General features: G+C 66.2%; 14 protein-coding genes. 5 read left to right on the top strand and 9 right to left on the bottom strand.

The genetic code is table 11. The features are described from left to right. Positions 1-111: 111 nt before the first annotated feature. The gene (gene bioB, locus H8F01_RS10795) at positions 112-1116 is read right to left on the bottom strand and encodes a biotin synthase BioB (protein WP_187059018.1); all 1005 of its coding nucleotides are present in this window, start codon (positions 1114-1116) and stop codon (positions 112-114) included. Positions 1117-1261: 145 nt separating this feature from the next. Between bioB and H8F01_RS10800 the strand changes: the two genes are divergently transcribed. The 3 genes from H8F01_RS10800 to H8F01_RS10810 all read left to right on the top strand — a co-directional run bounded on the left by H8F01_RS10800 (position 1262) and on the right by H8F01_RS10810 (position 2691). Beyond that, on the top strand, positions 1262-1468 hold the full coding sequence (locus H8F01_RS10800; RefSeq protein WP_187059019.1) for a hypothetical protein: 207 nt from the start codon (positions 1262-1264) through the stop codon (positions 1466-1468). A 12-nt stretch (positions 1469-1480) separates the two neighbouring features. Further along, the gene (locus H8F01_RS10805) at positions 1481-2203 is read left to right on the top strand and encodes a ComF family protein (protein WP_187059020.1); all 723 of its coding nucleotides are present in this window, start codon (positions 1481-1483) and stop codon (positions 2201-2203) included. A gap of 140 nt (positions 2204-2343) precedes the next feature. Next, positions 2344-2691, top strand: a complete 348-nt coding sequence (locus H8F01_RS10810; RefSeq protein WP_187059021.1) for a carboxymuconolactone decarboxylase family protein — start codon at positions 2344-2346, stop codon at positions 2689-2691. On the opposite strand, the gene H8F01_RS10815 is transcribed toward H8F01_RS10810, so the two are convergent. Then, positions 2670-3515 carry a DoxX family protein gene (locus H8F01_RS10815; protein ID WP_187059022.1) on the bottom strand — a complete coding sequence of 282 codons (846 nt, stop codon included), beginning with the start codon at positions 3513-3515 and terminating at the stop codon, positions 2670-2672. The genes H8F01_RS10810 and H8F01_RS10815 overlap by 22 nt on opposite strands. A 208-nt stretch (positions 3516-3723) precedes the next feature. Between H8F01_RS10815 and H8F01_RS10820 the strand changes: the two genes are divergently transcribed. Next, entirely contained in the window at positions 3724-4140 is a 417-nt protein-coding gene (locus H8F01_RS10820; protein WP_187059023.1) for a hypothetical protein, read from the top strand. Positions 4141-5145: 1005 nt separating this feature from the next. Here H8F01_RS10820 and H8F01_RS10825 read toward each other — a convergent pair. The 4 genes from H8F01_RS10825 to ubiA form a co-directional block, all read right to left on the bottom strand. Continuing rightward, positions 5146-6411, bottom strand: a complete 1266-nt coding sequence (locus H8F01_RS10825) for an RNA polymerase sigma factor (RefSeq protein ID WP_187059024.1) — start codon at positions 6409-6411, stop codon at positions 5146-5148. A 52-nt stretch (positions 6412-6463) separates the two neighbouring features. Beyond that, positions 6464-6886: a VOC family protein gene (locus H8F01_RS10830; protein ID WP_187059025.1), complete on the bottom strand. Its 423-nt coding sequence runs from the start codon at positions 6884-6886 to the stop codon at positions 6464-6466. An 18-nt stretch (positions 6887-6904) separates the two neighbouring features. Continuing rightward, positions 6905-7333 carry a YciI family protein gene (locus tag H8F01_RS10835; RefSeq protein ID WP_187059026.1) on the bottom strand — a complete coding sequence of 143 codons (429 nt, stop codon included), beginning with the start codon at positions 7331-7333 and terminating at the stop codon, positions 6905-6907. Positions 7334-7557: 224 nt separating this feature from the next. Then, positions 7558-8583 (bottom strand): 4-hydroxybenzoate octaprenyltransferase, encoded by a 1026-nt coding sequence (gene ubiA / locus H8F01_RS10840; protein ID WP_238481218.1) that lies wholly within the window; start codon positions 8581-8583, stop codon positions 7558-7560. Positions 8584-8708: 125 nt separating this feature from the next. Between ubiA and H8F01_RS10845 the strand changes: the two genes are divergently transcribed. Beyond that, positions 8709-9071 carry a VOC family protein gene (locus H8F01_RS10845; protein ID WP_187059027.1) on the top strand — a complete coding sequence of 121 codons (363 nt, stop codon included), beginning with the start codon at positions 8709-8711 and terminating at the stop codon, positions 9069-9071. A gap of 489 nt (positions 9072-9560) precedes the next feature. Here H8F01_RS10845 and ilvA read toward each other — a convergent pair whose 3' ends face one another. The 3 genes from ilvA to ilvB form a co-directional block, all read right to left on the bottom strand. After that, the gene (ilvA, locus tag H8F01_RS10850; RefSeq protein ID WP_187059028.1) at positions 9561-11123 is read right to left on the bottom strand and encodes a threonine ammonia-lyase, biosynthetic; all 1563 of its coding nucleotides are present in this window, start codon (positions 11121-11123) and stop codon (positions 9561-9563) included. Beyond that, positions 11120-11362, bottom strand: coding sequence for an acetolactate synthase small subunit (ilvN, locus tag H8F01_RS10855; RefSeq protein ID WP_187059029.1), 243 nt, complete (start codon positions 11360-11362; stop codon positions 11120-11122). Before ilvN ends, ilvA begins: the two co-directional genes overlap by 4 nt. 147 nt (positions 11363-11509) lie before the next feature. Then, positions 11510-13390 (bottom strand): biosynthetic-type acetolactate synthase large subunit, encoded by a 1881-nt coding sequence (gene ilvB / locus H8F01_RS10860; protein ID WP_238481251.1) that lies wholly within the window; start codon positions 13388-13390, stop codon positions 11510-11512. Positions 13391-13481 lie beyond the last annotated feature (91 nt).

Here is a 13481-nt window from a genome sequence, read left to right on the forward strand (position 1 = left end):
GTACGGAGCGATCGGCTATGTCTGCAACGATCGCCGACGGAGGAACGATGCGACTGCGCGATCGCGCACAGGGTGCGCTCCCACAAGGTATGGGCGGCGCGTTGGCAGCCCTCAGGCCGCGCAATGCTCCACGATGTCCGCATGCACCGTGCCCGACGTTTCCACCACTTCCAGCGCATGCAGGTTGAGGCGCTTGAACAGCTGGCGGTCGTGTTCCACGTCCGGGTTGCCCGTGGTCAGCAGCTTTTCGCCGTAGAAGATGGAGTTGGCGCCGGCGAAGAAGCACAGCGCCTGCACGGCGTCGTCCATCTGCTGGCGGCCGGCGGAGAGGCGCACCATGGAGGCCGGCATCAGGATGCGCGCCACGGCAATGGTGCGCACGAAGTCGAACGGGTCGATGGCCTCGGTACCGTTGAGCGGCGTGCCTTCCACCTGCACCAGCTGGTTGATCGGCACCGACTCGGGGTGTTCCGGCAGGTTGGCCAGGGTCTGCAGCAGGCCGGCGCGCTGGTCGCGCGTTTCGCCCATGCCCACGATGCCGCCGCAGCAGGTCTTCAGGCCCGCTTCGCGCACGTGTTCCAGCGTGTCCAGGCGGTCCTGGTACTGGCGCGTGTGGATGATCTCGCCGTAGAACTCCGGCGCGGTATCCAGGTTGTGGTTGTAGTAGTCCAGGCCCGCGCTCTTCAGGGTCAGTGCCTGTTCGCCGCTGAGCATGCCCAGCGTGGCGCAGGTTTCCAGGCCCAGGCCCTTCACTGCACTGACGATCTCGGCGACCTTGGCCACGTCGCGATCCTTGGGGCTGCGCCAGGCGGCACCCATGCAGAATCGGCTGGCGCCGGCATCCTTGGCCGCCTTGGCGCGGGCCAGCACGGCTTCCACGCTCATCAGCTTCTGCGCCTGCACGCCGGTGTCATAGCGCGCCGCTTGCGGGCAGTAGGCGCAGTCTTCCGGGCAGCCGCCGGTCTTGATGGAGAGCAGGGTCGACACCTGCACCGCGTTCGGATCGTGGTGTTCGCGATGCACCGAATGGGCACGGTGCAGCAGCTCGTTGAACGGCAGCGCGAACAGCGCGGTGACTTCGGCGCGCGTCCAGTCGTGGCGGATGGGATGGGCCATGGCGTCAGCTCTGGGGAGGGGGAATGGTCGACAGTGTGGCAGCGCGGTCTTTCTTGTCAACTTTGAATGAATTGATGAGGTTGACGATGCGCCGACGTATGGCTGCCGCTACCATCGGGTCATTCTTCGGGAGGGAGTGGTCGGCATGAGTGCAGGACAAGGCAGCGGGGGCAATGTGCTGGCCGCCATCTGTAGCTTCTTCATCCCTGGCCTGGGCCAGCTGGTGCAGGGCCGGTTCTGGATCGCGCTGGTGATGTTCGTGCTGGCGGCCATCCTGTGGATCGTCTGGCTGGGCTGGATCATCCACCTGTGGTCCATCCTGGACGCGGCGTTGTTCAAGCCCAAGGCCTGACCCGCGCCACGCATGGAAGCGCTCGCCTTAGGGCGCTCCCTTGCGGGCGCGCTGCAACGCTTCGTCCTTCCCTATCGCTGCCTGCTGTGCGGGGCGGCGGGCGACAACGGCCTGGACCTGTGCGGGGAGTGCGCGCGGGAGTTGCCGCGCAATCGCCTCTGCTGCGCCCGTTGCGCCTTGCCCCTGCCGGAACCGGCGGCGCTGTGTGGCCAGTGCCAGCGGCGGCCACCACCGTGGGATGCCGCCTGGGTGCCGTTCCGTTACGCCTGGCCGCTGGACCGGCTCGAATCCCGCTTCAAGTTCAGTGCGAATCTGGCGGCAGGTCGCGTGCTCACCGCGTTGTGGCTGCGTGAGCCATCGCCCGTGGCGTTGCCGGATTGGATCCTGCCGGTGCCGCTGCACGTGGGGCGCCTGCGCCAGCGCGGCTACAACCAGGCGCTGGAGCTGGCCCGCCCGCTGGCGAGGCAGCTGGGGCCTGGTCTGCGACTCGACGGGCTGGCTCGCCAGCGCGCCACCGCGGCTCAGACCGAGCTGGGCGCACTGCAGCGGCGTCGCAATGTACGGGGTTGCTTCGTGGCGAATGAACGCGTGGCCTGGCCTGCCCACGTCGCCCTGCTCGATGACGTGATGACCACCGGCGCCACGCTGGCCGAATGTGCCCGCGTGCTCAAGCGTGCAGGCGTGCAGCGCGTGGATGTCTGGGCGCTGGCCCGCGCACCGGCCAGCAAGGCCTGAGTCGGTTAGGCCCCTGCAAGACGCGGGCCGGCGGGCATCAAACCATCGTGGTATTCCCGGGGCCGGCCGCGAAGCGCAGCATCCGCGCTATCGCGCCTGTGGCAGGGGAGGCGTGACCGCACCTTCCCAGGAGACGCCCCATGTTGAACTGGCCCGACTACCGCAAAGAACTGCTTGGCCGCATCGGCGAGATGGCCAAGCTCAGCCCCGATACCGTCGCGGGTTACCAGACGCTATCCAATGCCAACAGCAAGAACGGTCATCTGGATGCGAAGACGCGCGAGCTCATCTCACTAGCGGTAGCCGTTACCACGCGCTGCGATGGCTGCATCACCGTGCATACGGCCGAAGCCCTCAAGCAGGGTGCGTCACATGACGAAATTGCCGAAGCACTCGGCGTGGCCGTGGCGATGAACGCGGGCGCGGCCCTGGTCTACTCCGCGCGCGTGCTCGATGCGGTGCACGGTTACGAGGCAGGCGGCAAGTAATCGGTTCCCCGATACGAATCGGCCACCACCCACGCACCACACGCGATGGCGGCGGAGATCGTCAGTGCCGTGATCGGCAGGCGGTCTCCGCTCGTCGAGATGATGGCAGGCGCCCACACCAGTAGCGTGATGATCCACAGCATCAGCGCCTCAAGTCGACACGCCAGCCGCGGAACGATGCCGAACAGCACCGCCACGCACGTGGCGATGCTGCCCGCGCCGGTGAGATACGCCCAGGCGCTGGGGAAGGGCAGCCATGACGGCACCAGTTCCACCGTCTGTTTCGTATAGAAGAAATGCGAGAGGCCGATCATCGGCAGCGACAGTGCGAAAAGCACGCGTGCTGCGCGTACGCCGCGCTGTCCGGTCACGTGGCCCAGCCAGTCGCCGCGCTCGCCCATCTGGCTGGCGAACAGCACCCAGGCGCCCGCCAGGATCACCGTGATCTCGCCCAGGCCCAGCCACGTCGCCTCCATCGACGGCACGGCAATCACCGCCGGCAACTTGAGCAACACAGCCCACGCCAGCAGGAACACGGTGAGCAGTGCTGCTGCCGCCTTCGCCCATGGGCGCAACAGCAGGCCGATGCCGGCGATCAGCTCGATCAGGGCGAACCCATAGGCAATCGCCCTCGCTCCCGGCATGTGTTCGATGGGCAGGTGCTGCCACACCATGGCGACGTCGCCATACACCAGGCCGAGCACACCCAGCGTCATCATGCTGATCGCCAGAAACTGCTGCGATACAAAGGTCGGCGCCGATGGCCGGGCCACGGCGGTGTCATCGGCAAGCACGCTGCTCGATGCGTGATACGAACGCTCCATGCCTTGCTCCTTCACGACGGACGGATAGGGGAACAGCGGTTCGATGCGAAAGCGATGATCGATGCGGCTGCCCGAGTGGCTTGCGTTGGGCCCGGCGGGCCGTCGGGACGGGCCATTTAAACGGCTGACCGCCTGTGGTGCAATCCAAAACCGTGACGCGCCGCCGCACCGCATGACCCACGTCTGCGCTGGAAAGGAAGACCCGCCCATGTACCGACCCCGCCACATCGAGAGCCTTCCCGCGGATACCGACGCCGACGGCATCAAGGTCTACACCATCTCCGCCGATGGCAAAGCCGTGGATATCGCGCGCTTCCGGCCGCGCCTGCAGGCCATGAAGCAGGCGCGTCGCATGGCATGGGGCGACACTCCCGCCTTTGCCATCTGCCACGAAGCGGCCAGGGCGCGCTATCTGGTGCTTGGCTGGTGGGGCAACGACAACGAGATGTTCATCGCGGTGGCGGCGGAAGATGCCTCAGGCTGGGTCGAAGACATGTCCCGCTATTCGTTCTGCCTGTGGGACATGGAAGTGATGTGGCATGAGCGCAATGCCTTCGTCGAAGACATGTATGGCGCAGTGCCCAGCCTGGATGCTTATCGCGACAATCGGTTACGCAAGAGGTGACACGTGCTGTAGCCCGGATGAAGCCAAAGGCGGAATCCGGGGTCAGGTTGCGGCGGCGCCAGGGCTGGCCCGATGTTGCCTCTCGATCGGTTTGATCGCTATCGCACGGTTGTCCCGGATTCCCGCTGCGCTTCATCCGGGCTACGTTCTGCGATGGCCCAGGCAGCGAGCAGCGCCCGTAGCCCGGATGAAGCCGAAGGCGAAATCCGGGATCAGGTTGCGGCGGCGGGGCTGGCCCGATGTTGCCTCTCGATCGGGCTGATCGGTATCGCACGGTTGTCCCGGATTCTCGCTGCGCTTCATCCGGGCTACGTTCTGCGATGGCCCAGGCAGCGAGCAGCGCGCGTAGCCCGGATGGAGCCGAAGGCGGAATCCGGGATCAGGTTGCGGCGGCGGCAGGGTTGGCCCGATGTTGCCTCTCGATCGGCTTGATCGGTATCGCACGGTTGTCCCGGATTCCCGCTGTGCTTCATCCGGGCTACGTTCTGCGATGGTCCAGGCAGCGAGCAGCGCCCGTAGCCCGGATGGAGCCGAAGGCGGAATCCGGGGTCAGGTTGCGGCGGCGCCAGGGCTGGCCCGATGTTGCCTCTCGATCGGCTTGATCGGTATCGCACGGTTGTCCCGGATTCCCGCTGTGCTTCATCCGGGCTACGTTCTGCGATGGTCCAGGCAGCGAGCAGCGCCCGTAGCCCGGATGGAGCCGAAGGCGGAATCCGGGGTCAGGTTGCGGCGGCGCCAGGGCTGGCCCGATGTTGCCTCTCGATCGGGTTGATCGGTATCGCACGGTTGTCCCGGATTCCCGCTGTGCTTCATCCGGGCTACGTTCTGCGATGGCCCAGGCAGAGAGCAGCGCGCGTAGCCCGGATGAAGCCAAAGGCGAAATCCGGGATCAGGTTGCGGCGGCGGCAGGGCTGGCCCGATGTTGCCTCTCGATCGGGTTGATCGGTATCGCACGGTGGTCCCGGATTCCCGCTGCGCTTCATCCGGGCTACGTTCGGCGATGGCTCAGGCGGCGCCGCTGGCGGCGGCGCGTTGCAACAGCAGTTCGCGCTCGCGCTCGTTGCGTGTGAGCGACGCGGCCCGCTCGAACTCCTCACGTGCTTCACCGTGTCGTCCCAGGCGGCGCAGCAGGTCACCTCGCACGCTGGGCAACAGGTGGTAGTGGCGCAGCAGCGGTTCGTCGCGCAGCGCGTCCACCAGCGAAAGCCCCACTTCCGGGCCAAACGCCTGTGCGTGCGCCACCGCGCGGTTGAGCGCGACCACCGGCGATGGCATGCAGCGCGCCAGCGTGTCGTACAGCGCGGCAATCTGCGCCCAGTCGGTTTCATCCGGTGCGCGGGCGCGCGCATGGCAGGCTGCGATGGATGCCTGAAGCGTGTACGGTCGTTCGCTGCCGCCCAGTGCTTGCGCACGTTGCAGTGCGGCCAGGCCGCGGCGTATCAGCAACTGATCCCAGCGGGCGCGGTTCTGGTCGTTGAGCAGGATGGGTTCGCCGTTCGGGCCCTGCCGGGCAGCCATGCGCGAGGCCTGGATCTCCATCAACGCCACCAGGCCGTGCACCTCCGCCTCCATCGGCGCGAGTCCGGCCAGCACGCGACCCAGGCGCAGGGCTTCCTCGCAAAGCTGTGGTCGCATCCAGTCGCTGCCCGAGGTGGCGGCGTACCCTTCGTTGAAGATCAGGTAAACCACTTCCAGTACGGACGCGAGCCGTACGGCGAGTTCGTCGCCACGTGGCATCTCGAACGGCACGTTGGCTTCGCTGAGGGTGCGCTTGGCACGCACGATGCGCTGCGCCACCGTGGGTTCGGGTACCAAAAAGGCGCGCGCGATTTCCGTGGTGGTCAGTCCGCCGAGCAGGCGCAGGGTCAGCGCCACGCGCGCTTCGGTGGACAGCAGCGGATGGCACGCCGTGAATATCAGGCTGAGCAGATCGTCACCGACCGGATTGTCGAGCATGGCATCCGGATCTCCCACGGATTGTCCGAGCTGATCCTCGATCTCGCGCGTCAGTTCGCCTTCCTTGCGGCGATGCAGCGCGTGGCGTCGCATCTGGTCGATGGCGCGGTGCTTGGCCGTGGTCATCAGCCAGGCCCCGGGGTTGCGCGGCACGCCGGTACTCGGCCATTGCTCCAGCGCCGTCACCAGCGCGTCCTGCGCGAGCTCCTCGGCCACGCCCACGTCGCGGACGATGCGGGCAAGCCCGGCGATGAGCCGTGGCGCTTCGATGCGCCAGACGGCGTCGATGGTGCGGTGGATGTCGGTGGCCGTCATGGCCGCCGATCACAGCACCATGCCGGTGCGGGTGCAAGTTCACGCGCCCCGGTCAGGGCGGTGACATCACCATCCATTGCACCCCGTAGCGATCGGCAAGCATGCCGAAGCTGGAGGCGAAGAACGTTTTGGACAGCGGCATGCTGGCGTGCCCGCCATCTTCCAGCAGCGCGTTGAAGCGCAGCGTGGCTTCGGCGTCGTCCTTCACGCAGAGCACCAGCGAAAACCCGCGGAACTCGGCGTGACCGCCGCACTCGCCGTCCGAAGCGTTTACCAGTGTCTCGCCCACCTTGAACGAGGCATGCATGATCTTGTCGCCCTGCGGCGGGCGCGGGCCTGCGGCCTGATCACCCGGTTGCTCGGGGTTGTCCCTGAAGCGCACCAGGTGCTGCACCTGGGCGCCCACGGCCTTGCCGTAGAAGGCCAGTGCTTCTTCACAACGGCCATCGAAGAACAGATAGGGCTGAACCATCATGGCGGTGTCTCCGTGGGGTTAGCGGCCATCGGCCAGCTGCGCGCGCATACGGTCTTCCTGTGCGCGCAGTTCGGGCGTGAATGCCTCGCCGAAATCCTCCGCTTCGAACACCCGACGGATCTCGACTTCCGAGGCACCTTCCTCAAACGGGTTGGGGCAGCGTTTCATCCATTCGACGGCTTCCTCCAGCGAGGCGACCTGCAGCAGCCAGAAGCCGGCGATCAGCTCCTTGGTTTCCGCGAAGGGACCGTCGATGACGCTGCGCTTGTCGCCCTCGTAGCGTACCCGTGCGCCATGTGTGCTGGGGTGCAGGCCCTCGCCGGCCAGCAACACGCCTGCCTTCACCAGTTCCTCATTGAACCGGGCCATGTCGGTCAGCAGTTTTTCGCTCGGCATCTCGCCGGCTTCAGAGGCCCGGGTGGCCCGGACCATGGCTACGAATCGCATTGTCGTCACTCCCTCGGGTGGCATGAAGGGACCGCCCCTGGGCGGCTCTCATGCAGTCGACGAACGACCCGGGCGGGATTCGACAAGGTAACGGAGGACATTTTCAGAAAGCGTCGCTAACGCGTGCAGGAGCGCACTTGTGCGCGACCGCAGCGTTGTGACGTTACTGGTGCGTGAAACCTGCGATTGCGCACAAGTGCGCCCCTACAAGGGCGGGCCGGTTCTTACCGGAACGCCAGCGCCATCACGATGCCGATCCACAGCGCCATGCCCAGCCAGTTGTTGTTGCGGAAGGCCCACAGGCAGGCCGCGCGATCGTGCGTGCGGATGCGCCACAGCTGCCAGCCGAACAGGCCGGCAGAGGCCAGCAGGCTCAGCCAGTATGGCCAGCCCAGCGTGGCGCGCTGGCCCACGAACAGCATGGCCAGCAGGAAGGTGGCCATCAGGATGGCCAGGATCGGCAGGTCCGCATCGCCAAACAGGATCGCCGTGGACTTGGCCCCGGCCTTGATGTCGTCCTCACGGTCCACCATGGCGTATTCGGTGTCATACACCACCGACCAGATGATGTTGGCGATGAACAGCAGCCAGCCGATGGGGGGTACCGTGTTCATCACCGCGGCGAAAGCCATCGGGATCGACCAGCCAAACGCCGCGCCCAGCACCACCTGCGGCAGATGCGTGTAGCGCTTGGTGAACGGGTACACCGCGGCCAGCGCAGCGCCGGCAAACGACAGCTGCACGGTGAACTTGTTGGTGAACAGCACCAGGATGAACGAGAACACCAGCAGGCTGGCGAACACGACCAGCGCCTTGCGCGGCGTCACCCGGCCTGCCGCGATGGGCCGGCCGGCCGTGCGTTCCACCTGTGGGTCCAGCTTGCGGTCAGCGAAGTCGTTGATGGCGCAGCCGGCGGCGCGCATGGAGAACACGCCCAGGGTGAAGATCACCAGCAGCTTTACCGGCGGGAAATCCGCGGCGGCCAGCCACAGCGCCCACCACGTAGGCCAGAGCAGGAGCAGGGCGCCGATGGGGCGGTCCATGCGGGTCAGCACCAGGTAGTCGCGCGCCTTGGTGCGATACGGCGCCGGCAACCTCTGCAGCAGCCAGTCCAGTACGCGCGTGGCGCGGCTGGAGCTGTCCGCTGGCTGCGCCTGGCGCCCGGTACCGGGCGACGCGCCGGGGCGCGGGCGCGGTGTATTCGTGGTCGGCAGATTGCGCTTCTGGCGCTTGCGTGATGTGGGAGCCATTTCCCAAGTTTAGCCTGCCCCACCTGTGGCAGTGGCGTGACGGGGTGCCGGTTTGCATGGCCCACGCTGTCGCAAGGGCGTCATGAAGCGGCCTACACTCCGGTCTTCCGCGCCGGACCACGCCCATGCCCAAAGCCCTGAGCCACCTCGCCCTGATCGTCAGCCATCCCACCCGCACCGCGCGCCTGCTCACCGACGTGTTCAGCGATGCGCGTGTCCTGAGCGGGGAAAACCCGGATGACGCCCATCCGGAGGTCATCCTTGCGCTGGCCGGGATCGAGTTCGCGCTGATCCGCGGTCATGGACCCGCTTCGCGCAACGGCGATCACATCGCGTTCGCGGTGACGAAGGACGAGCAGCTCGAATGCGCGCGTCGCATGGACGAACTGGCGCTGGATTACCAGATGGCCCGCGACGATACGGCGCTGTACTTCAGTGATTACGACAACCACGTGTTCGAGCTGGAAGTGGTGGGCGAAGCGGCCTGAACGTTCTGGTATCCCGGATGAAGCCAAAGGCGGAATCCGGGATCAGGTTGCCTCGGTATTCGGGCCGGCCTGATGTTGCTACTCGATTAGCTTGATCGGTATCGCACGGTTGCCCCGGATTCTCGCTGCGCTTCATCCGGGCTACGTCCTGCGATGGCTCAGGCGGCGAGCAGTACCGTAGCCCGGATGAAGCCAAAGGCGGAATCCGGGATCAGGTTGCGGCGGCGGCAGGGCTGGCCCGATGTTGCCTCTCGATCGGGTTGATCGGTATCGCACGGTTGCCCCGGATTCTCGCTGCGCTTCATCCGGGCTACGTCCTGCGATGGCTCAGGTGGCGAGCAGTGCCGTAGCCCGGATGAAGCCAAAGGCGGAATCCGGGATCAGGTTGCCTCGGCATCCGGGCTGGCCTGATGTTGCTAGTCGATCGGGTTGATCGGTATCGCACGATTGCCCCGGATTCTCGCGGCGCTTCATCCGGGCTACGAAGAGCTATCGCAAGAGCAGGCGGTACGCCGGATTCTCGCTTTCGTCGCGGAACGGATAGCCAAGTGAGTCCAGGAAGGCCTGGAACAACGCACGCTCGTCCTGCGGCACCTGGATGCCCACCAGGATGCGCCCGTAGTCGGCGCCCTGGTTGCGGTAATGGAACAGGCTGATGTTCCAGTCCGGATGCATGTGGCTCAGGAAACGCGTGAGTGCGCCCGGCCGCTCCGGGAATTCGAAGCGATAGAGCAGTTCGTCACGGGCCAGCGGTGAACTACCGCCGATCATGTGGCGCAGGTGCAACTTGGCCAGTTCGTCGTCGGTCAGGTCGAGCACGCCGAAGCCGTGCGCGCGGAACGCATCGATCAGCGTCTGGCGCTCCTCGCGATGCGTGGTCTGTACGCCCACGAAGATGTGCGCCTCGCTGGCATTGCCGATGCGGTAGTTGAACTCGGTGATGCTGCGCTGGTCGAGCGCGGCGCAGAAGCGGCGGAAGCTGCCGCGTTCTTCAGGAATGGTGACGGCGAACACCGCTTCGCGTTGTTCGCCCACTTCCGCACGTTCGGCGACGAAGCGCAGACGATCAAAGTTGAGGTTGGCGCCCGACACGATGGCCACCATCGGGTGCTCGGAGACACCGTGCGTTGCCACATACTGCTTCAGGCCCGCCAGCGCCAGCGCGCCGGCCGGCTCGGGCACGCTGCGCGTGTCCTGGAATACATCGCGGATCGCCGCGCAGATGGCGTCGGTATCCACCCGCACCATGTCGTCCACATAGCGCTGGCACAGTTCGAAGGTCAGGTCGCCCACACGCTTCACTGCGGTGCCGTCGGCAAACAGCCCCACTTCCGGCAGCGTGACCGGCGCACCGGCCTGCAGCGATTGCACCATCGCATCGGAATCGCAGGTCTGCACGCCAATCACTTTCACGTCGGGACGCAGCGCCTTCACGTAGCCGGCCACGCCGGCAAGCAACCCACCGCCGCCGACCGGCACGAAGATGGCGTGCAGCGGCCCCGGATGCTGTCGCAGCACTTCCATGCCGACGGTTGCCTGGCCGGCGATCACGGCGGCGTCGTCGAAGGGATGCACGAAGGTGTAACCGTGTTCGGCCTGCAGGCGCGCCGCCGCGGCCTGGGCGTCGCTGTAGGAGTCGCCCGCAAGCACCACCTCGACCAGGGCGCCGCCGAAGCGTCGCACCGCGTCCACCTTCACTTGCGGGGCGGTCACCGGCATCACGATCACGGCGCGTATGCCCAGTCGTGCCGCAGCCAATGCCACGCCCTGCGCATGGTTGCCGGCGGAGGCGGCAATGACACCGCGCGCGCGCTGTGCTTCATCCAGCTGCGACATGCGGTTGTAGGCGCCGCGCAGCTTGAACGAGAACACCGGTTGCTGGTCTTCGCGCTTCAGCAGAACGCGCTGGCCCAGTCGCGCGGACAACAGCGCTGAAGGCTCCAGCGCCGTTTCGCGTGCTACGTCATAGACGCGTGCGCCCACGGTCTGCCGCAGCAGTTCGTGCTCGCTCAGCCCGGGTATGGTGTCGACGGGAGCAGCCAGCGCATTCATGGGGTGGCGACGGGGTGGCTGACCTCGATCACGTCCACCAGCTTGCGGGTCTGCTTGATGATCTGCTCCACCGTGTCGTCCGCGCCGTGCATCACCAGCGTGAGCTGCGACACGGCAGGGTCTTGCGTGGTGGCGACGGTGAGCGAGTCGATGTTGCAGTGGCGCGCGGCAAACAGCCCGGCCACGCGCATCAGTGCGCCCGATTCATTCTGCAGCAGGATGGAAAGCGTGTGTTTCATGGCAGCTCCGTAACCCTTCCTATCCGTCATTCCCGCGCAGGCGGGAATCCAGTGCCTTTGCGGGTCTGCGCAAAGGCCTGAAGACGCTGGATTCCCGCCTTCGCGGGAATGACGATCTCTTTGTCGTTCCCGGTCAGGGGCACGGTTCTAGAACATGTCGCTCTTGGAATCCTCAGTCACCGCCGGCGCCACGCGCGAGGGAATGAAGTCGCCCGTGATCATCTGCGCATACGTCGCACCGGGCCCGACCATCGGGTATACGCCGGCATCCGGGTCGATCATCACTTCCAGGAAGGCGGGGCCATCGAAGGCGAGGAAATCGGCAATGGTGTCCGCCAGCTCTGCCTTGTCCTCGAGCCGCTTTGCCCACTCGAACCCGTCAGCCTGTGCGGCCTTGATGAAGTCTTTCTTGTGCAGGCTCTTGTCCGACGAGGCAAAGCGGCCGCGGAAGAACAGCTTCTGCCACTGGCGCACCATGCCGTCGCCGATGTTGTTGAGCACCACCACCTTCACCGGCAGGCCGTAGGTGGTGACGGTTTCCAGCTCGCCCAGGTTCATGCGGATGCTGGCGTCACCGTCGATATCGATGACCACGGCGTCGCGCCGCGCGAACTGCGCGCCGATGGCGGCAGGCAGGCCAAAGCCCATCGTGCCCATCGAGCCAGAGGTGAGCCAGTGGCGCGGTTCGCGGAAATCGAAATACTGCGCGGACCACATCTGGTGCTGGCCCACGCCGGTGCTGATGATGGCGCGACCCTGCGTATGCTGGTTGATCGCCTGAATCACCGCCTGCGGCTGGATCAGCGCGCTGTCGCGATCGTAGTTCAGCGCATGGATCTGCTTGAGCTGGGCGATATGCGCGTGCCAGTTCGCGTAGCGACCTTCCGCGGCAAACTCCAGGCCATGGCGCACGCCATACTGGTGCAGGCGCGACAGCGTGGCGTCGAGGTCGCCGTGGTGATGCCAGTCCACCGACTTCACCTTGCCGATTTCGGCTGGGTCGATGTCGATCTGCGCGATGTAGCGCGCATTGGGCGCGAAGCGATCCGGCACGCTGGCCACGCGGTCGTCGAAGCGCGCACCCAGTGCCAGCAGGAAATCGCAGTCTTCCACGGCGTAGTTGGCATACGCCGTGCCGTGCATGCCCAGCATGTGCAGCGCCAGCGGATCGGTGGTGTCCATCGCGCCGATGCCCATGAGCGTGGTGGTCACCGGCAGGCCGAACTGGCGGACAAAGGCACGCAGCGTGGCCGATGCCTCGCCGGCAATGATGCCGCCACCGGCGTAGATCAGCGGACGCTTCGCCTTGGCCAGCGCCGCGAAGAAGGCCTCGCATTGCGCGTCGTCCACGCGTGCATTCTGGATGGCGTGCTGGCGTGCGCGATAGCCGGGAATCGGCAGGGTACCTTCGCCGGCGAAAGTGAGCGGCGTGTTCTGCACATCCTTGGGGATATCCACCACCACCGGGCCGGGACGGCCGCTGCGGGCGATCTCGAAGGCCGTGCGCAGCGTTTCCTCCAGCCGCGATGCATCGGTCAGCAGGAACACATGCTTGGCGCAGGGGCTCATGATGTTGCTGACCGGCGCTTCCTGGAAGGCATCGCTGCCCAGCGCGCCCGTGGGCACCTGGCCGCAGATCACCACCATCGGCACCGAGTCGGACATCGCATCGCGCACCGGCGTCACCATGTTGGTGGCACCCGGGCCAGAGGTGACGATGGCCACGCCCACCTTGCCCGAGGCGCGCGCATAGCCGGCCGCCATGAAACCTGCGCCCTGTTCGTTCGCGGGCACGATCAGTGGCATGGGTTCGCCGCCCAGCGGCGAGAGGTGCGTGGCGTTGTATCGGAACACGGCGTCGTACACCGGCAGGATCGCGCCGCCCGAATAGCCGAACAGCACGTCCACGCCTTCATCGGCCAATACCTGTACCACCACTTCCGCACCGCTCATGTTCTGGCCGGCAAGCGGATGGCTCGCCATCGGCGCGGATATCTCGTGCTCTGCGAAGGGGCGTTGCAGTGGCATGTTCACGGTGGTCGGGGTTCCCAGCTCGCCGACGGGTCGGCGGTTCGAATTCGGTTGGAAAAACTCCCTCCCCTGCATGTCAGGGGAGGGA

Origin of the sequence: Dyella telluris, from assembly GCF_014297575.1 — a bacterium.
Classification (GTDB): Bacteria; Pseudomonadota; Gammaproteobacteria; order Xanthomonadales; family Rhodanobacteraceae; genus Dyella; species Dyella telluris.